16 protein-coding genes and 1 tRNA gene are annotated in these 18,324 nt (G+C 36.6%); 13 read left to right on the top strand and 4 right to left on the bottom strand.

Going from position 1 to position 18,324, the window contains the following annotated elements:
- Positions 1–176: 176 nt before the first annotated feature.
- Positions 177–1,343, top strand: a complete 1,167-nt coding sequence (locus AC1W31_RS07575; protein WP_481733817.1) for an acyl-CoA dehydrogenase family protein — start codon at positions 177–179, stop codon at positions 1,341–1,343.
- A 45-nt stretch (positions 1,344–1,388) separates the two neighbouring features.
- Here the strand turns inward: AC1W31_RS07575 and AC1W31_RS07580 are convergent, their stop codons facing one another.
- Together AC1W31_RS07580 and AC1W31_RS07585 are read right to left on the bottom strand one after the other, a co-directional pair.
- Positions 1,389–2,060 (bottom strand): hypothetical protein, encoded by a 672-nt coding sequence (locus tag AC1W31_RS07580; RefSeq protein ID WP_481733818.1) that lies wholly within the window; start codon positions 2,058–2,060, stop codon positions 1,389–1,391.
- A gap of 129 nt (positions 2,061–2,189) precedes the next feature.
- Positions 2,190–2,405, bottom strand: a complete 216-nt coding sequence (locus AC1W31_RS07585; RefSeq protein WP_481733819.1) for a hypothetical protein — start codon at positions 2,403–2,405, stop codon at positions 2,190–2,192.
- Positions 2,406–2,579: 174 nt separating this feature from the next.
- Here AC1W31_RS07585 and AC1W31_RS07590 point away from each other — a divergent pair, with 174 nt between their 5' ends.
- From AC1W31_RS07590 to AC1W31_RS07620, 7 genes are all read left to right on the top strand, one after another.
- Positions 2,580–4,076 (top strand): BatD family protein, encoded by a 1,497-nt coding sequence (locus AC1W31_RS07590; RefSeq protein ID WP_481733820.1) that lies wholly within the window; start codon positions 2,580–2,582, stop codon positions 4,074–4,076.
- A gap of 94 nt (positions 4,077–4,170) precedes the next feature.
- The gene (gene aroC / locus AC1W31_RS07595; protein WP_481733821.1) at positions 4,171–5,250 is read left to right on the top strand and encodes a chorismate synthase; all 1,080 of its coding nucleotides are present in this window, start codon (positions 4,171–4,173) and stop codon (positions 5,248–5,250) included.
- A 112-nt stretch (positions 5,251–5,362) separates the two neighbouring features.
- The gene (locus AC1W31_RS07600; RefSeq protein WP_481733822.1) at positions 5,363–5,800 is read left to right on the top strand and encodes a nucleoside deaminase; all 438 of its coding nucleotides are present in this window, start codon (positions 5,363–5,365) and stop codon (positions 5,798–5,800) included.
- Positions 5,801–5,911: 111 nt separating this feature from the next.
- Positions 5,912–6,520 (top strand): superoxide dismutase, encoded by a 609-nt coding sequence (locus tag AC1W31_RS07605; protein ID WP_481733824.1) that lies wholly within the window; start codon positions 5,912–5,914, stop codon positions 6,518–6,520.
- Positions 6,521–6,641: 121 nt separating this feature from the next.
- A tRNA-His gene (locus tag AC1W31_RS07610) sits at positions 6,642–6,717 on the top strand.
- Between the two features lie 48 nt (positions 6,718–6,765).
- On the top strand, positions 6,766–7,476 hold the full coding sequence (locus AC1W31_RS07615) for a carotenoid biosynthesis protein (RefSeq protein ID WP_481733825.1): 711 nt from the start codon (positions 6,766–6,768) through the stop codon (positions 7,474–7,476).
- Between the two features lie 205 nt (positions 7,477–7,681).
- Entirely contained in the window at positions 7,682–8,560 is an 879-nt protein-coding gene (locus tag AC1W31_RS07620) for a MerR family transcriptional regulator (RefSeq protein WP_481733826.1), read from the top strand.
- An 81-nt stretch (positions 8,561–8,641) separates the two neighbouring features.
- Here AC1W31_RS07620 and AC1W31_RS07625 read toward each other — a convergent pair whose 3' ends face one another.
- A complete protein-coding gene (locus AC1W31_RS07625; RefSeq protein ID WP_481733827.1) occupies positions 8,642–9,709 on the bottom strand; it encodes a mannose-1-phosphate guanylyltransferase in 1,068 nt (355 codons plus the stop codon).
- An 89-nt stretch (positions 9,710–9,798) separates the two neighbouring features.
- Entirely contained in the window at positions 9,799–10,851 is a 1,053-nt protein-coding gene (locus AC1W31_RS07630) for a DUF3089 domain-containing protein (RefSeq protein WP_481733828.1), read from the bottom strand.
- Between the two features lie 159 nt (positions 10,852–11,010).
- On the opposite strand from AC1W31_RS07630, the gene AC1W31_RS07635 reads away from it, so the two are divergent.
- From AC1W31_RS07635 to AC1W31_RS07655, 5 genes are all read left to right on the top strand, one after another.
- The gene (locus AC1W31_RS07635; protein ID WP_481733829.1) at positions 11,011–13,980 is read left to right on the top strand and encodes a TonB-dependent receptor; all 2,970 of its coding nucleotides are present in this window, start codon (positions 11,011–11,013) and stop codon (positions 13,978–13,980) included.
- A gap of 81 nt (positions 13,981–14,061) precedes the next feature.
- Positions 14,062–14,946, top strand: a complete 885-nt coding sequence (locus AC1W31_RS07640) for a PIG-L deacetylase family protein (RefSeq protein WP_481733830.1) — start codon at positions 14,062–14,064, stop codon at positions 14,944–14,946.
- Positions 14,947–14,979: 33 nt separating this feature from the next.
- Complete coding sequence (locus tag AC1W31_RS07645) at positions 14,980–17,037, top strand: penicillin acylase family protein (protein WP_481733831.1); 2,058 nt, start codon at positions 14,980–14,982, stop codon at positions 17,035–17,037.
- A 104-nt stretch (positions 17,038–17,141) separates the two neighbouring features.
- Positions 17,142–17,990 carry a dienelactone hydrolase family protein gene (locus AC1W31_RS07650; RefSeq protein WP_481733832.1) on the top strand — a complete coding sequence of 283 codons (849 nt, stop codon included), beginning with the start codon at positions 17,142–17,144 and terminating at the stop codon, positions 17,988–17,990.
- Between the two features lie 132 nt (positions 17,991–18,122).
- Entirely contained in the window at positions 18,123–18,320 is a 198-nt protein-coding gene (locus AC1W31_RS07655) for a hypothetical protein (protein ID WP_481733833.1), read from the top strand.
- Positions 18,321–18,324: the final 4 nt, after the last annotated feature.

The raw sequence follows: 18,324 nt of genomic DNA on the forward strand, positions 1-18,324 counted from the left end.
ATTCTGCGATGTTTAAAAATGTTCGTTATTTGTCAATCATTATTTGTTGTTTTTTACCTATCTAAATTACTGATAAATCTTATAGGAATAACGCAAGGACAAATATTTTTGTTTTACTTAATCTTTTGTTAATCAGAACTTTATTGTGAACTTACCGAAAATTCAAAAACAAACTTATGATCTCACAGTATTTCAATCAAGACCATCAACTATTCCGTCAATCGGTTCGACAATTTATCGAAAAAGAAGTAATTCCAAACGCTTCAACATGGGAAGCCGAACGCCAAATCCCAAAATCTATCTTCAAAAAAATGGGAGATTTAGGCTATTTAGGCATTAATTTTTCGGAAGAATACGGAGGAACAAATGCCGATTTGTGGTATTCAGTAGTATTTTTAGAAGAAATTGCCCGTTCTACGATGGGTGGTTTTTCAACCGCCGTTAGTGTGCATCAATACATGGCAATTAATCATATTGCAAAAATTGGAAGTTCGTTTTTGAAGGAAAAATATCTAATTCCAGCCATTGCGGGTGACAAAATTGCGGCTTTGGGAATTTCTGAACCCAATGCTGGTTCTGATGTTTCGGCCATCTTAACAACGGCAGTTCTGGATGGCGATGAATATGTCATCAACGGTTCAAAAACCTTTATTACCAACGGTACTTATGGAGATTTCATTACGCTAACTTGCAAGACAAATACCACAGCTGGGACAAATGGTATCAGCTTAATTGTAGTAGATTTGAATGCAGAGGGTATTTCCCGTACAAAATTAAACAAAATGGGTTGGCACAGTTCCGATACTGCGGAAATTAGTTTTGATAATGTGCGGGTACCCGTAACGCACCTCATCGGGCAGGAAAATGCGGGTTTTTATTATCTAATGGAGAGTTTGCAATTGGAGCGTTTAGTTGCTTCGATTATGGCTGTTTCGGGCGCTGAATTGAGTTTAGAGTTAACGATTCAATACCTCCACGAAAGGGAAACTTTTGGCCGTCCGATTGCCAAATACCAAGCCATTCGTCATAAAATTGCTGAAATGGCAACTGAAGTGGACATTGCCCGAGAATTCGTTTATTCAACTTGTTGGAAATTTATGCAGGGTGAAGTCATGGTAAAAGAATGTTCGATGGCAAAACTTTTCAGTTCCGAACTCGCCAAACGGGTAGCAGACGGTTGTTTGCAGTTTTTTGGAGGCTTTGGCTACATCGAAGACTACCCAATTTGTCGAATCTACCGTGATGCCCGTGTTGGCACAATTGCGGGAGGAACTTCGGAAATTATGAAAGAAATTATCAGTAAAATTGTAGTGGATGGAGCGGCTTATCAAAAGGTTTATTAAGCGCCAAGGAAATTATTTTCTCTACTATTTACAAATTTCTCAAAATCATTTTTTCTCATCCGAGTTTTTTTTCAAGGAAGTTAAATATCGTAAAATATTAATAAAAATACTGGGTTCGTAGGCAGCCGAAAACGCAAAAAGGGAAATAAATCCAGCCGTTCGGATGTATTGCCCTTGAGAAGTATTGGCAAAAGGATTATCCATGGCTAAAAGTGTTCCCGAAATAAAGGCTAAATAGACCACAAAACCCACAATAACCCCAGAAAATGAAGAAGTATTACTGAAATCAATTTCCGCATTTGGGTCTTTAGTAGCATTTGTTGCAATGGGTTTCAATCGCCAAATTCTACGGCTCAATCCACCTGCCAAACCCGCTAACATACTCAAAAGTGCCACATTGGTAGGTGTCCAGAATATAATTACTTTCATAACCATTGAAGTAACTTTCTTAAATGGTTGATCAAATACATCATTGCTATTGTTATGATATTCTGGTTTAGCTGATTTATTTACGGTAATGCTTTGATTTTTAGCTACTTGAACAATTTTTGTCGTATCTTTTTTAAGCGTATCTGTTCTCTCTGCCAAAGCATCTCGGTAAGGCTTTGAATCAATCAGCATTCCTACACAAAATAACCCCAACCAAATAAATACAATCACAATGCCAAAAATGCTGTGTTTGTGCGCATTAAAATTGAAAATTGAATCGAAGTTCATGGCTCGAATAATGCTCTTATGTTAAAATTCTTTCCTAAATATTTAGTCGTAAATACCTAAAAAACAGTAACATAAAACAACAAAAGAGACCTCCAAATTCTGAAGGTCTCTTTTGCAAAAAATACTGGTTTAAGTCAAAGTTAATTTTTTTCTACGAATTCTATTAAAACATTTTTCGATTACTTGATAATACATTTTTCCAAATTGGTCTGAACACCACGCTCGTAAATCTTTAATTTCTTCGGTTAATAAGGTTTTAATTGCTTTTCTTAATTCTTTTTCAAATAGCTTTGCATCGAAGCTAACTTTTTCAAGTATAACTTTGACATAATCTAAAGTTGTCATAGCTTTAATATGTTTTTAAATTTTTGAGGGGAGGGATTAATATTCAATAAAAATAAAGTATAAAGTTCTGATTACCAAGCATTAACAATTAAATTAGTGTTAAATACTCAAAATATTTTATTTTAAATACCATCCACTAAAAGATAATACGTTAAATGAATATCAAAAGGAACGGTGAAAGTTAAGATTTATTATATAAATATTTCAATATTTATTTGTTTTTTAGGATGCTTTGCGACAAAAGCCCAACAAAACAATGACGTCTCCCTGATAATTGGAGAGAAAAATATTACACTCGAAGATCCATTTATTGTAACGGTCATCGTGAAATTTGTGGGTGACGCACAAACGTCCAATTGTACCTTCCCAGAATTACCCAATTTTTCAAAAAGAGGCTTCTCAAAATCAACTTCTCGCTCATTTGTGAGTGGGCAACCCCTTAGTACGTGTACCATCACTCAAAATTATGCTGCCAAAAAAGAGGGTATTTTCAAAATACCCAGTTTCAAAGTAAGTGTCAATGGAACTGACTTGAAGTCGGAAAGTTTTGTGGTGAAAGTTGGGAAACCTACGAGTGCGAATGGCGATAAAAAAGAAGCAAGTACTCAAGATACTCCCAATAATAAAAATCTTGAAAATTCGGATAAAAAAGAAGATTTTACAGATTTTATTGAAGGTAATACTAATTCAGAGTTTACTGATTTAAACATAAAAGAAGATGCTTTTTTGTCACTAAGCTCTTCAAAATTACACCCTTATGTGGGCGAAGGATTCACAGTAACATTTGCCTTATACGTTGCTGAAAACAATACGGCTGAACTTGATTTTGACCAAAATGGGATTCAAATTGCTGCCATTACTAAAAAAATAAAACCCGAAAATTGTTGGGAAGAATCTTTTGGAATCACCGAAACCCAGCAAACGCAAGTTACGATTAAGGGCAAAAAGTATATGCAGTACAAATTTTACGAAGCAACTTTCTATCCGCTTAATAACCGACCCATCGTTTTTCCTTCGGTTAGTTTCCGATTATTAAAATTTACGCCTGAAAAAAATGGACAAAAAAAATCCAGTTTTGTGTCTTTTAGTAGTCGTCCTTTTACAATTGTTGCCAAAGAATTACCCCCTCACCCTTTAAAAAATGAATTATCAGTTGGGCAATTTTCATTGAAAGAATCCTTAGATAAATACAAGGTAAACACTGGAAAATCAGTGAGTTATCATTTACAAATTACCGGAGATGGCTATAACATAAAGCTGTCTCAAATTAAAAATGATAGTATTTTTGATTTTTTTCCTCCTAAAATTGTAGGTAACGTAAATCCACAAAATGATAAAATTATTACGACAAAATCTTTAACTTTTCAGATAATTCCAAAGCGGGCTGGTAACTTTGCATTAGATAAATATTTTCGGTGGATATATTTTAATACCAATACCGAAAAATATGACACTTTAAGATCCAAAATACGTTTAGGCGTTTCTGGACAAACAATTCAAACGGCAGATACGCCAACAGAAGCGACTACGGTTTACGACGGTCTGGAAAATTCAGATTCCTCAATAGAGCAGAATAATTTTACAAAACTCCTCAAAGACGAAGCAAATATTCTGATTGTAATTATGTTGGTAGGAATGATTTATATCTTTCTTCCAAATAGAAAAAAATAATTTGTTAATTAAAAATAGAGTAGAGTGGATAAGTTAATAAGCAAGGCTGACAGGTGTAACTCATAACTTATAACTCATAACTCACAACTCAAAAATGAGCAGTACATACGGTAAGTTATTTAAAATCAGTACTTTCGGAGAATCACACGGGATTGGTGTGGGCGTAATTATAGACGGTTGCCCATCGGGTGTAACATTCGACTCATCCTATATTCAATCAGAATTAGATCGTAGAAAACCAGGACAATCTCGCATCACAACACAACGTCGTGAAGATGATGAATTTGAAGTGCTATCCGGTATTTTTGAAGGAAAAACCACGGGAACACCCATTGCCATGGTGATTCGTAACGAAGACCAACGTTCCAAAGATTATTCTCATATTGCCCAGCAATTCCGCCCTTCGCACGCTGATTATACTTACACAGCCAAATACGGCAATCGTGATTATCGTGGAGGAGGACGCAGCTCTGCCCGTGAAACCGTTGCTCGTGTAGCTGCAGGAGCGATTGCAAAGTTGATTTTGAAAGAAATTGGCATCGAAATCCAATCGTATGTTTCGCAAGTTGGAAAATTAAAATTAACCACGCCTTACCAACAATTAGATATTCTGAAAGCTGAGGAAAATGCGGTTCGTTGCCCCGACCCAATCGTGGCGCAACAAATGTTTGACCTGATTGACGAAACTCGTAAAAGAGGAGACTCAATCGGTGGCGTAATCAATTGCGTTATCACAGGCACACCCGTTGGCTTGGGTGAACCCGTTTTTGACAAACTTCACGCTGAATTGGGCAAAGCCATGTTGAGCATCAATGCCGTAAAAGGTTTTGAATATGGCAGTGGTTTTGAAGGGGTTGAAATGTACGGTTCAGAACACAACGACGAAATGTATCTGGATGGAAATGAACGAGTTAGAACAAAAACTAATTACTCTGGCGGTATTCAAGGTGGGATTTCAAACGGAGAAGATATTTATTTCAGAGTAGCTTTCAAACCCGTAGCCACCATTATGCAAGACCAAGATAGCGTTGATGCAGATGGAAATGCAGTGATTGTTTCAGGTAAAGGTCGCCACGACCCATGCGTTGTGCCACGTGCCGTTCCTATTGTAGAAGCTATGGCGGCATTGGTTTTAGTTGATTTTTATTTAAGAAATAAGGCTTACGTAAAATAAGCAAATGATATTAGACCACGGATTGGGCGAATTTAAACGGATAAAAATAATCCGTTCAATCCGTATCATCTGTAAAATCCGTGGCCTAATATTAGTACTAAACTTGCAATAAATGTTTTCTGACGAATATTTCATGTTACTCGCCCTCCAACAAGCCGAAAATGCTTTTGATGAAGGAGAAATTCCCGTCGGAGCATTAATCGTTTGTCAAGATCAAATTATTGCGAAAGGGTATAATCAAACCGAAAAACTCAATGATGTAACAGCTCATGCAGAAATGTTGGCATTGACGGCAGCAAGTCAAAAATTGGGCGCTAAATATTTAAAAGACTGCACGTTATACGTAACCCTCGAACCTTGTATTATGTGTGCGGGAGCCATCTTTTGGTCACAAATTGGACGAATTGTTTGGGGAGCTTCCGATGAAAAAAGAGGTTTTCAACGAGTCCAATCCAACCTACTCCATCCCAAAACCCAAGTCACTTTTGGCATTCTTCAAGCAGATTGCGAAGAAATTTTAAAGCGTTTTTTTGCCCATCTTAGAACTTAATAATCTTTTTCATAGTTTCTAAGCTATCAGGGATGAGCTTTGAGCTATGAGAAATTATACTACTTAAAACTCATTGCTTAAAGCTAAATCAAACAATAAAACTCAAAGAAAATGGCATTCGTATTAGACCCATTACCCTACGCAAATGATGCGTTAGAACCTCATTTTGATGCATTGACTATGGAAATTCACCATGACCGTCATCATCAAGCCTACGTTACAAATCTCAACGCAGCCGTTGCTGGAACAGATTTAGAAGGAAAAACAATCGAAGAATTAATGGCTGGTATCAGCAAAGCGCCTGCGCCTGTTCGTAACAATGGCGGTGGCCATTACAACCATACTTTCTTTTGGAATATCCTTGCGCCAAACGCTGGCGGTTCACCCGTTGAAACTTTGGCAACCGCAATCGATTCAACTTTTGGTTCATTGGATAATTTGAAAGCAGAATTTAAAAAAGCGGCTGTCGGACGTTTCGGTTCGGGTTGGGCATGGTTAATTGTGAAAACTGACGGTTCATTAGCCATCACTTCAACGCCAAATCAAGACAATCCTTTAATGGACGTAGCCGAAGTAAAAGGAACTCCAATTCTTGGTTTAGATGTTTGGGAACACGCTTATTATTTAAAATTCCAAAATAAACGCCCAGATTATATTGATACTTTTTGGAATTTAGTGAATTGGAATGGTGCTGAAACTCGTTACAAAGCAGCTTTATAATTGACAGTTAATAATTGATAATTGACAGTTAGTAGTTTAATAGATATTTTTTTGAAAAATTATCCATTATTCATTGTTAATTATCAATTATTCACTACTTTTGCAGTCCCAAAACTTATATGCAGGATGTAGCTCAGTTGGTTAGAGCGCTGGTTTGTGGTGCCGGAGGTCGTGGGTTCGAGCCCCATCTTCCTGCCAAAAGCCTTGTCGAACAGACAAGGCTTTTTTGTTGTTATATATTTAATATGATAAATTTATTCCAAATCAAATCTCTTGTAACCATACGCTATCGAAAAACAACTTTTATAGTCGTTACTCTGATGTATATTGTCGGAACACTTGGGTTGATATTGCCTTGCACGCAACCTTATTTAAAACTTGCCGCCCCCTTTAATTTGTGGGTATCGTTAATTTTACTTCTCCTTTTTCATCAACAAGTTAATAAATCATTTATTGTTACTTCCATTGGCATTTTCTTGGCTGGTTTTTTCATAGAAGTCATTGGTGTACAATCTGGTTTAATTTTTGGAAAATATTGGTATGGACAAACCCTCGGCACAAAAGTGTTGGGCGTACCGTTAGTAATCGGTGCAAATTGGTTGCTGTTAATTTATTGTTCAAATATAGTAACCATTGTTTTTTTTGAATTATTTAAAAACAGTACCCTTAAAAAATCAATTTTAGATTATACTTTCACAAAAGCCACTTTTGCTTCCCTTTTGATGGTTTGTTTAGATTATTTAATTGAACCCGTGGCAATTCATTTAGATTTTTGGCATTGGCAATTTGAAAAAATACCTTTTCAGAACTTTCAAGCATGGTTTGTAATCGCTTTTTTACTGAGTTGCATTTTTTTAAATAGTAAGTTTCAAAAATTAAATCCATTAGCTACTTTACTATTTGCACTTCAATTTTTATTCTTTATTTCAATCAATATATTTAAAATGCTATTTTGATAATTCTGAATTTTGTTTATTCTTTTCAAACTTTATATTGAACAACCTGTTAATCATCTATTTACAATCAATAATTATTAATTAAATTTTGAACTGATATTGATTTTATTACTCGATATTTTTTCTACTATATAAATTACTTTTTAATCCTTAAAAGTAATTTATGCGTAAAATTTGTCAGGTAATCTGACTATACATTAAAGCCATGAGTACTTATTCTATCAAAGACCTTGAGCAACTCTCTGGCATCAAGGCACATACATTACGGATTTGGGAACAACGTTACGACATTCTTAGACCAGACCGCACAGATACTAATATTCGTGCTTATGATGATCAAGACTTGAAATTAGTATTGAACATTTCTTTGTTGAAAGACCACGGGCATAAAATTTCGGAGATTTCCAAAATGTCTCCCGAAGAACTTTCAAATGAAATTCTGCTGATTTCGGATAAACAACTTAATTATCCTGACCAAATTCATGCCCTAACCATTTCTATGCTGGATTTAGACGAAGAGCGTTTTGAAAAAATTGTTAGCACCAATACCCTTCAATTCGGTTTCGAGAATATGATGATAAATATTATTTATCCATTTCTCAACAGAATCGGAACATTGTGGATTACGGGTTCAATTGGGCCGGCTCAGGAACACTTTATTTCTAATCTAATTCGTCAGAAACTGATTGTAGCGATTGATGGGCAACTTCCTTCGTTGAGACCTGGAGCGAAAAAGTATTTGTTGTATCTACCAGAAGGCGAAATGCACGAAATTAGCTTACTTTTCGCTAATTATATCGTTCGGTCAAGACAGAATAAAGTCATTTATTTGGGGCAAAGTTTACCTTTTAGTGAGTTAGGTTTTGCCCACGAAATGTACAAACCAGATTATATTTTTACTGTCATAACATCGGTTCCTGGACAAAATGAAATTCAACGATACGTGTATAAATTAGCCAAAGAATTTCCTAATTCTAAAATATTAATGACTGGTTATCAAGTGGTTGGACAAGATATTGATTGTCCTGACAATGTAGAAATTATTACGCAAATAAAATATTTGATGGATATTGCTTCAAAATAAAATTTAAAAGAATAAAGGTCATAGAATAGATTTCAATATCCAGTCGATGACCTCTATTTTTAAACAATTCATTCCTATCTTCTACACAAATTCGTTACCTTTCTTACCAGCATCGGCTACGAAATTCTTCACAAACTGTTCTTGCTCTTTTTCGCAAATCATTAGAACATTACCGTATTCTGCCACGATGTATCCATCCAAACCTTGAATAACTACCAATCTATCTTTCGGTGTTTTTATGATGCTATTTGTTACACCATAAAGCATTGTTTGACCATCCACTACGTTTTCATTTTCGTCTTTCTCTGATACTTCATACAGGGATTTCCAAGTGCCTAAATCTGACCAACCAAAATCTCCCAAAACGGTAAAAACATTATCAGCTTTCTCCATTATGGCATAATCAATAGAAATACTTTCGCAGGTTTTGTATTCTTCATTGATAAAATCGGTTTCTCTATCGGTGAAATAAAAAGATTCCCCACGGGTAAAAATCTCGTGAATTGCGGGGCTTGTTTTGGCAAATGCTTTTTTAATTGCTTGAACATTCCAGACAAAAATTCCCGCATTCCATACGTATTCACCACTGGTAACAAATAATTTGGCAAGTTCAAGATTTGGCTTTTCACGAAAAGTTTTTACTTTTTTCACCTCTTCCTGCGATTGTACGTATTGTATATATCCGTAACCCGTATCTGGTCGAGTAGGGGTGATTCCCAAGGTTACCAAAACATCGTCTTTCGCAGAGGCTTCGAGTGCAATATTTATTCTTTTCTCAAACTCCTTTTCCCGTAAAATAATATGGTCAGCTGGTGCAATGACGATGTTTGCTTTTGGATTTTGTAACCCAATTTTATAACAAGCATACGCCACACATGGGGCAGTATTTCTACGAGAAGGTTCGGCAAGAATCTGGCTATCACTCATGAAAGGCAACTGCTCTTTGATGATTTCGATATAATCGGCACTCGTTACAATGTAGATATTTTCCTTCGGACAAATATCTTCAAAACGGTCAGCTGTTTGTTGCAAAAGCGTTCTGCCTGTTCCTAAAACATCGTGAAATTGCTTGGGATTTTTTGAGCGACTGAATGGCCAGAACCGGGTTCCAACTCCACCAGCCATAATTACGACATAATTATTATTCATACTTTTTTAGCGTTGAGCCATGAGCGATAAACACAGATTTTTATTGTGATAGATTTATTTTAAATGTTATACTTGAATTCGCTCAAAGCCTACTTCTCATGGCTCATTGCTAAATATTTTTCAATTCTTTGGGCTAAATTTTCTCTAATATTTACATAGAAAAAATTAATATCAGCAATATGCCAACTTTGATTTTTTACGAGTTTACTTCCAGCAATGTGGGGACGGTTTATCCAAACCATTCCTTGGTGATTTTGAGCATCAACAATGTTGGGGTACATCGTAAAGTTTCTACCTACGCCTCCCCTATTCAAACCTGCAGGCGCATACATTGAATCTAATGTCCAAGTTAATGGATTTGTACTTACTGCGGTATTCAAACCAGATTTATGACTTTTCGGATAAAAATCCTTTCCATACGTATTCCAAGAAACAAAACAGCCCGTTTCATCACCTGATTTACAAGGTTTTATATTGTCGAAAGCATCAGGTTGAGTAGCAATTCCGATGATATAAGCCGCCACCAACTGTTTTTGTAGGGGTTTTCCATCAAAATATTCTTTGATAAGTCGGGTGGCATGAACCGTTCCCTGACTGTGCGAAGCAATCACAATCGGGCGACCTTGATTGTAGTTTTTTAGATAGTAATCAAATGCTGCTTTTATGTCAGTATAGGCCAAATCCAGCGATTTATTTTTGTCATCTTTATCAGCGGTAACAAAAGCGTGATAATTCGCTTGGCGGTAGCGTGGAGCGTAAATTTTTCCAGAACCATTAAAAGCTGATGCCTGATTGAGAATGGTAGAATTGTCAACTGATTCATTCATTTTAGTATCGTTTACATCCGCATTCCATTCGTATTGATTTTCAGGTTTTTTCGTAAAAATGGTGGGGTGCAAAAAAAATACATCCACTTCTGCAGTTGCTTGCCCATCTTTCAAATCAGATTTAAGTGGCACTCGGTCAGCTGGGTCATTTTTTGTGGGAAGTGCCGCCCAATTTCCAGTTTTTGAGTAGTCTGGTTGTGAGGGTATTAAGTTTTCAGAAAAGTGACTCTTCAATTGATAAGGCATCTTATTACATCCTGATAATGAGACAATTAAGAAGAAAAAATATAAAAACAGACATTTGTAAGAAAACATAGGATTATTTATTTTTGTATAATTATCTGAAAAAATTGTAAAATATTTTGGTATGCTTGCATAATAATTCAAAAAATAATTTAATTTTTACAGAATAATTTGCAATTTTGTATTACAAAATTAATGTATTTTAACCTTAATTCACTAAAAAGTCATTTTATGAAAAACTTTTTTACTAAGATGGGGCTTAGCTTCTTTGCCTCAATCATGTTGCTTGCGGCATCGTCGTTTGCACAAACTAAAATTTCGGGTAAAGTTAGCGATGGAGCCACGAAAGAATTACTAATTGGGGTAAGCATTGCCGTGAAAGGAAAAGTAATTGGTACGATAACTGATACCAAAGGTACTTTTTCACTTTCTACCACCACACCAACACCCTTTACCATTGCTGTTTCGAGCATTGGTTACAAAACACAAGAAATTACGGTAACTGGGAGCAAGTCTGACTTTGACATTAAAATGGAAGAGCAGAACATCTTGGGTCAGGAAGTTGTGGTTTCAGCATCAAGAGTTGAAGAAGGTGTGATGAAATCACCCGTTTCGGTAGAGAAAATGGACTTACGTGCTATTCAAAATACACCATCGGCCTCTTTTTATGATGCCCTAAAAAACTTGAAAGGTGTTGATGTAAACGTACAAAGTTTGACTTTTCAATCAGTGACAACTCGTGGGTTCAACGGAAGCGGTAATCCAAGAGTTGTTCAATTGGTGGACGGAATGGATAATCAAGCGCCAGGTTTAAACTTTGCAGTTGGTAACATCGTGGGTATTAGTGAATTAGACTTAGAAAGCGTTGAGTTAATTCCAGGTGCAGCATCAGCTCTTTATGGACCAAATGCCATGAATGGTATTATTTTGATGAATTCAAAAAGTCCATTCCTGTACCAAGGATTGAGTGCCAATTTAAAATTTGGAACGATGAATGAAAGTAGCCGTACTACTCCTTCAACGGGATATACGGATTATAGTTTCCGTTATGCAAAAGCATTCAATAACAAATTCGCCTTCAAGGTTAATTTTGCTTATTTGCAAGCACAAGATTGGCAAGCCAATAATTATAGTAACCAAAGTTTAGTCAATGGAAATGGTGTGGGCATTGGTACAAGAGCTTCTGACCAAGCATACAATGGCGTAAATACTTACGGTGATGAATCGAATCAGGGGTTGAATTTCCAAAGTTTACTGAGACCAATTCTTCAAGACCCAACTAATGGATTGACGGCAGGCATTAATCAAATTTCGGCCGCTACGGGTGGTTTTTTAACGCCAACGGCTATTTTCAACTCTGTTTTTCCAAGTAGCACTGTTTTTGTTTCACGCACAGGTTACGAAGAAAATACTTTAGCTGATTATACAACTAAAAGTTTAAAATTAAATGCTGCGTTGCACTATCGTTTGAATGATAAAGTGGAAGCAGTTCTTCAAGGAAATTATGGTTATGGAACCAGCGTTTACACAGGTTCAGACCGATATTCAATCAAAAACTTTACTTTATGGCAAGCAAAGGCTGAATTGAAAGGCTCAGACTTTTATTTACGTGCCTACACTACGCAAGAAAATTCGGGCGATTCTTACGCTAATTCATTGTTAGCCAGTGGTATCAACGAAGCATGGAAAAAAAGTGAAGCTTGGTATGGTGATTATGTAGCTGGTTTTGCTGGAACTTACGGAGCAACTGCTTTAGGAGCTTACGGTGCTGGTTTTTCAACAGCTTTTGGTAATGCCTTGAAAGCAGGTCAAACGCAACTTCAAGCATTAACAGCGGGTGTAACGGCTGCCAATGCGGCGGTCGCTGCTGTCAGCCCAGCAACATTCTACGGTTCAGCCAGAGCAAATGCCGACAAAGGTCGTTTTTTGCCAGGAACTCCAGAATTTAACAATGCGGCTGATGCTTCAAAAAACAGAGCAATTCCAGGCATTTTAGCACCCGCTTCGGCACGTGCAATTGGGGCAAAATTCTTAGATAAAACAGCCATGTATCATGCTGAAGGTATGTACAATTTAACCAAGAAATTTGATGATGCCGTAGAAGTAATTGTGGGTGCTAATCTTCGTAGTTATAACCTTAATTCAAGTGGAACAATCTTTTCTTTAGACGAATCAGGCAAAGAATTTACCATTACGGAGTTTGGTGGATATGTACAATTAGCCAAGAAAATGTTTGACGACAAATTCAAGTTATCAGGTTCAATGCGCTACGATAAAAACCAAAATTTTGCGGGACAATTTACGCCACGAATCTCCGGTGTTTTATCGCTTAATGATAACAATAATTTCCGTGTATCTTATCAAACAGGTTTCCGAATGCCAACCACACAAAATCAATACATTGACTTATTTGTGGGTAGCGCTCGCTTATTGGGTGGTCTTCCATTCCTTCGTGATAAATATTTACAGGGTAAACCTGCGTATAGCGTTACTGATATTGCCACTGGAAAAGCAAATCCAACTGCCGTTACTTTTGGTGAGTACAAACCAGAAAAAGTTTATACTTGGGAGATTGGTTATAAAGGATTGTTAGGCAAAAAATTATTTTTTGACGCTTATTATTACCAAAGCACTTACCAAGATTTCATCAATGGTGTCTCTGTTACTACGGCAGCTAAAGCATCAGATATTAATGCTTTGAATGTTTTCTCAATTTCAACTAACACGCCTGTTGATGTTAAAACAGCAGGTTGGGGTTTAGGATTTGATTATTCATTACCTGGTGGATTCACTTTAGGTTTGAATGGTGCTCGTAACGAAATTACTAATCAAAAAGATATTCCAGCCGAAAATCAGCAAGTAGGTTTTAGCACGCCATTGTATCGTGTGAATGCAAGTGTAGGAAATCGTAATGTTGCCGGAACAGGCTTTGGATTCTCAGTAGCTTGGAGATACCAAGAAGCGTTTGATGGCCCAACAGGCATTGCAAGCACTTTAGTGTCACAACAAAGACTTGCTTACGTTCCACAATTCAATACGCTTGATGCTCAAATAAGTAAGAAAATTCCAAGCATTAAATCAATCTTGAAAGTGGGTGGAAGCAACATATTGGGTAACGCATATTCAACAGGTTTTGGAAATCCAACAGTTGGTTCAATGTTCTATGTGGGTATTACATTCGACGAATTATTGAATAAGTAATTAGCGTACACTGTACCAAACTATCTTTATAAATATCAAAAAAGGGGCTTCGTGCCTCTTTTTTGTTTGAAGTCTTTCGACATGAAAAAACTAATCATCATTTTGTCCGTTATAATATTACTGATATTCAGTGGGTTATTTTATCTCCGTTCCAAAATTCAGGATGAAAATGTATCGCAAACCGAAAATTTAATTCCTGAGAATTTACAAAAAAAAGCATTAGCCATTTTTGCTCATCCTGACGATGAAATTACGATTATCGGCACCATGAGAATGTTGAAATCGCAAGGCGTTGAAACAAGTATCTGCTACATGACTCGTGGCGAAGCGGGATTAAATGGAAGTATTATCGATGTTTCTAAAATTAAAGAGTTAGCGGATACCTCTTTGAATCGACTCAAAAAACAATTGGGACAAAGACGTACCAAAGAAGTGGATAAAATAGCGAGTATTTTGGAGTTGAATCACCACGAAATGTTTGATTTTCCCGATTCTGGGACATCCAATATACCGCTGGATTCGCTAAAAAAAGTAGTTCGTTCGTTAATCCAAAAGTACCAGCCTTCCGTACTTTTTACGTTGGATGATAAAGTGGGTTTATACGGACATCCTGATCATCGAAATGTTTCAAAAGCAGTATTGGAAGTTTTTCAAGAAGATAAAGGGAAACCTAATTTTTCTCCTAAGAAATTATATCAAGTTACTTTGCCAAAAGATATGATTGCTTTTGCGTTAAAAATTGCCGAAGGTTTTAGAAAAAATTATCCCCAAGACCCAGAAAAAGGACTTCCACAAGCTGATTTGTGCGTAAATATTGCGCCTTACGGACGTTACAAACGTGATTGTATGCTCGCTCATGTGAGTCAACGACCAACTTTTGATGATATGCAACCGGGCTTTGCAACCTTACCTCCGTGGCTATATTTCCGAGTTTTTGACCGAGAATATTTCCATTTGATTGAATAGAATTTTAAAAATTATTCAAAGACAAACCATTTCATGAAAATACTAAAAAACATCCTTTTTCTCTTAATTTTTATCCCGCAACTCATTCATGCGCAGATAAATCCCGAAAATGTAACCATTGCCAGAGATTCGTGGGGAGTTCCTCATATTTTTGCCAAAACTGACCCCGAAGTAGCGTATGGGTTAGCGTACGCTCATGCCGAAGATGATTTCAAAACGATTCAATTTACACTCTTGGGTGGTAAGCAATTATTGGGGAGATATTTGGGTAAAAATGGCGCCGCCGTCGATTATGCGGTAGCTTTGATTCGTGCCAGAAAAACCGTTCAGGATAATATTAACACGATTTCTCCCGAATATAAAGCCTTGCTTACCGGCTATGTGGAAGGCATAAATGCTTACGCCAGAACCCATCCGAAAGAAGTTTTGGTGAAAGGAGAATTCCCCGCTACGATTGAAGACCAATTAACGGCTTCCATGCTTTCGATTGCCTCTTTTTCGGGTTTCGACCGTGCTTTGCAATCAATTTTTAATGGTAAAGTTGCCACTTTGGAAGAATTTCGCCCGAAGGCCTCTAATGCTTTTGCGTTTAGTGCTGGAAAAACTACCGATGGAAAAACTTACCTCAATATCAATTCACATCAACCGCTTGAAGGGCCGGCCTCTTGGTACGAAGCCCACGTTTGTAGCGAACAGGGTTGGAATGCTTTGGGAGGGCTTTTTCCTGGGGCAGCCACCATTTTGCACGGCGTAAATGAGCATTTAGGTTGGGCTCACACCGTAAATTATCACGATAAATTAGATTTGTACCAATTAGAAATCAATCCCGAAAACAAAAATCAGTATCGTTTTGATAACCAATGGCTTGATTTGGAAGAAGAAACCGTTAAGCTAAAAGTGAAGATTAAGGGCATTGTGATTGGGGTAAAAAAGAAAATTTATTGGAGTAAATATGGCCCAACGGTTGTGGGAAAAACGGGCACTTTTTCTATCAGATTTGCTTCGCTTTTCGATATAAAACCGATGGAACAATGGTATAGAATGAATAAGGCAAAAAATTATACTGAATTTTATGATGCCTTAAAAATGACTTCGATCCCAGGGTTTAACATCATTTATGCCGACAAAGAGGATAATATTTTCTACATCACTAACGGAAAAATCCCTCTCAGAAATCCAAAGTTCAATTGGACGGGAACATTGGCAGGAAATACCTCAGAAAATCTGTGGAATACTTACCATCCGATTCAAGATTTGCCCCAAATTTTGAATCCAAAAGCTGGCTATGTGTATAATTCAAACAATACTCCCTACAGTGCCACTGCTCCTGAAGAAAATTTAAAGCCCGAAAATTTTGATGCTACGATGGGCGTTGAACGTTGGGAAACTAATAGAAGTAAACGTTTTATGGAATTGGTTTCGCAGTATCAAAAAGTGAGTTACGATGATTTCAAGAAGATAAAATACGATTTACAATTACCCACAAAATTGAGTTATTTCATTAATGAATCAGCGCTATATACCTTAAAACCAAGCGATTATCCAGAATTAAAACACATTATCGAGAAAATACAAAACTGGAATAAACGTGCCGAAGCCGATAATCCAGATGCGGCGGTTTTCAAATTATTCTATGATTATTGCAATGACAAATATTATCTACGAGATGGAAATATTCAAAAATTGACAGTGGATAATTGTTTAGAAGGATTGCGTTTTGCCCAAAATCATCTGCTCAATAATTTTGGAACGGTGGATATAAAATTAGGCGATATGCAAAAATTGGTTCGTGGAAATAAAGAACTACCGATTTTTGGGATTCCAGATGTGTTAGCGGCCATGGGAACGGTACCCTACAAAAATGGTAAAGTCAAGGCAAATGCGGGAGAGTCATACATTGAATTGGTCAAATTCTCGAAAGATGGTCTGCCAGAAATCGAAAGCATTAATTGCTACGGAGCCTCAAATCACCCTGATAGTCCACATTATGCTGATCAAATGGAGTTATTTTCACAACAAAAAACCAAGAAAATGACCTTGGATAGAAGTGTAGTTTTGAAGGAAGCGAAGCAAATTTATCATCCTAAATAAAATTATATTCAAAAACTCGTCCTTTAAAAGGGCGACTTCCTTAAAACCTATAAACCTTTTCTTAAATTTATCAGTTAATACTTCACAAACAAAATAACTATCCAATGAAAAAATTACTATTAACCCTTATCTTATCAACCGTAAGTTATTTCGGTTTTTCACAAAGTTGTTGCTCACCAATTTCAAAAGCTGATTGCAATAAAGACGATATGCAATTAATGGCTTCAACGAAAGAATTCCAAAGAGCACACGAGTCTCCGCTTCCATACACGCACGTAAGTTTGGCGGGTGGCGAAATGATAAAATTCAAAACGCCCGATGGCCAGACAGCCAATGCGTTTTTGATTAAATCAGCTAAAAAATCGAACAAATACCTTTTCGTTTATCAAGAATGGTGGGGTTTAAATGATTATATCAAAAAACAATCTGAGACTTTCTATAACGATTTACAAGATGTAAACGTGATGGCGATTGATATGTATGACGGTAAAGTGGCCACAAGTCCGGAAGAAGCCGGAAAATTGATGGGAGGCGCTGACCAAAAACGTTTGGCTGCTATTATCGAAGGAGCAATTAATCACGTAGGAAAAGAGGCGAAAATTGCTTCGGTAGGTTGGTGCTTTGGCGGTGGATTATCGTTGAAATCGGCGTTATTGGAAGGTAAACAAGCCGTTGGTTGCGTGATGTATTACGGAATGCCCGAAAAAGATGTAGAGAAACTAAAAACCCTTAATTGTGATGTATTGGGACTTTTTGCAGGAAAAGAACAATGGATTTCACCCGCAGTTGTGGCTCAATTTGAGAAAGATATGGCAACTGCTGGCAAAAAAATTAAAGTAAAAAGCTACGATGCAGAACACGCTTTTGCGAATCCATCAAATCCAAAATATGATAAAGTAGCAGGCGAAGATGCTTACGATTTAGCGCTTGCTTATTTGAAGAGTAAATTTTAATGTGAAAATTAATAGGGGAAAAAGCCGTGTCAAAATACAATTTGGCACGGCTTTTTCGTTTACAATTTATAGGTCAGACGATAATTAACCTGTAATATTATATTTGAAATCATCTGACAAAAATTTCGTTCCATGAAAAAGCTAATTCTTTTAACCGTCATTTTTGCTTGTTTTCAAATTGAAACCGAAGCATCTAACAGTATTTCTTACAAAAAAACGACTATTTCCGAAACTTCATTCGTCGCAAAAACAGCGGTGAAACGTCGTCGTAAAAAAGGTTTTTTATGGGGATTATTTAAGAAAAATGACTGTGGTTGTCCAAAACATTGATTAG

Source organism: Arcicella sp. (assembly GCF_964672035.1).

Bases quoted from the DNA above. Each gene is read 5' to 3' on its own strand.
- AC1W31_RS07650 (WP_481733832.1), top strand. From the start codon at position 17,142: ATGAAAAAATTACTATTAACCCTTATCTTATCAACCGTAAGTTATTTC.
- AC1W31_RS07580 (WP_481733818.1), bottom strand. From the start codon at position 2,060: ATGAACTTCGATTCAATTTTCAATTTTAATGCGCACAAACACAGCATT.
- aroC (WP_481733821.1), top strand. From the start codon at position 4,171: ATGAGCAGTACATACGGTAAGTTATTTAAAATCAGTACTTTCGGAGAA.
- AC1W31_RS07655 (WP_481733833.1), top strand. From the start codon at position 18,123: ATGAAAAAGCTAATTCTTTTAACCGTCATTTTTGCTTGTTTTCAAATT.
- AC1W31_RS07605 (WP_481733824.1), top strand. From the start codon at position 5,912: ATGGCATTCGTATTAGACCCATTACCCTACGCAAATGATGCGTTAGAA.
- AC1W31_RS07600 (WP_481733822.1), top strand. From the start codon at position 5,363: ATGTTTTCTGACGAATATTTCATGTTACTCGCCCTCCAACAAGCCGAA.
- AC1W31_RS07575 (WP_481733817.1), top strand. From the start codon at position 177: ATGATCTCACAGTATTTCAATCAAGACCATCAACTATTCCGTCAATCG.
- AC1W31_RS07585 (WP_481733819.1), bottom strand. From the start codon at position 2,405: ATGACAACTTTAGATTATGTCAAAGTTATACTTGAAAAAGTTAGCTTC.
- AC1W31_RS07620 (WP_481733826.1), top strand. From the start codon at position 7,682: ATGAGTACTTATTCTATCAAAGACCTTGAGCAACTCTCTGGCATCAAG.
- AC1W31_RS07615 (WP_481733825.1), top strand. From the start codon at position 6,766: ATGATAAATTTATTCCAAATCAAATCTCTTGTAACCATACGCTATCGA.
- AC1W31_RS07640 (WP_481733830.1), top strand. From the start codon at position 14,062: ATGAAAAAACTAATCATCATTTTGTCCGTTATAATATTACTGATATTC.
- AC1W31_RS07630 (WP_481733828.1), bottom strand. From the start codon at position 10,851: ATGTTTTCTTACAAATGTCTGTTTTTATATTTTTTCTTCTTAATTGTC.
- AC1W31_RS07625 (WP_481733827.1), bottom strand. From the start codon at position 9,709: ATGAATAATAATTATGTCGTAATTATGGCTGGTGGAGTTGGAACCCGG.
- AC1W31_RS07645 (WP_481733831.1), top strand. From the start codon at position 14,980: ATGAAAATACTAAAAAACATCCTTTTTCTCTTAATTTTTATCCCGCAA.
- AC1W31_RS07635 (WP_481733829.1), top strand. From the start codon at position 11,011: ATGAAAAACTTTTTTACTAAGATGGGGCTTAGCTTCTTTGCCTCAATC.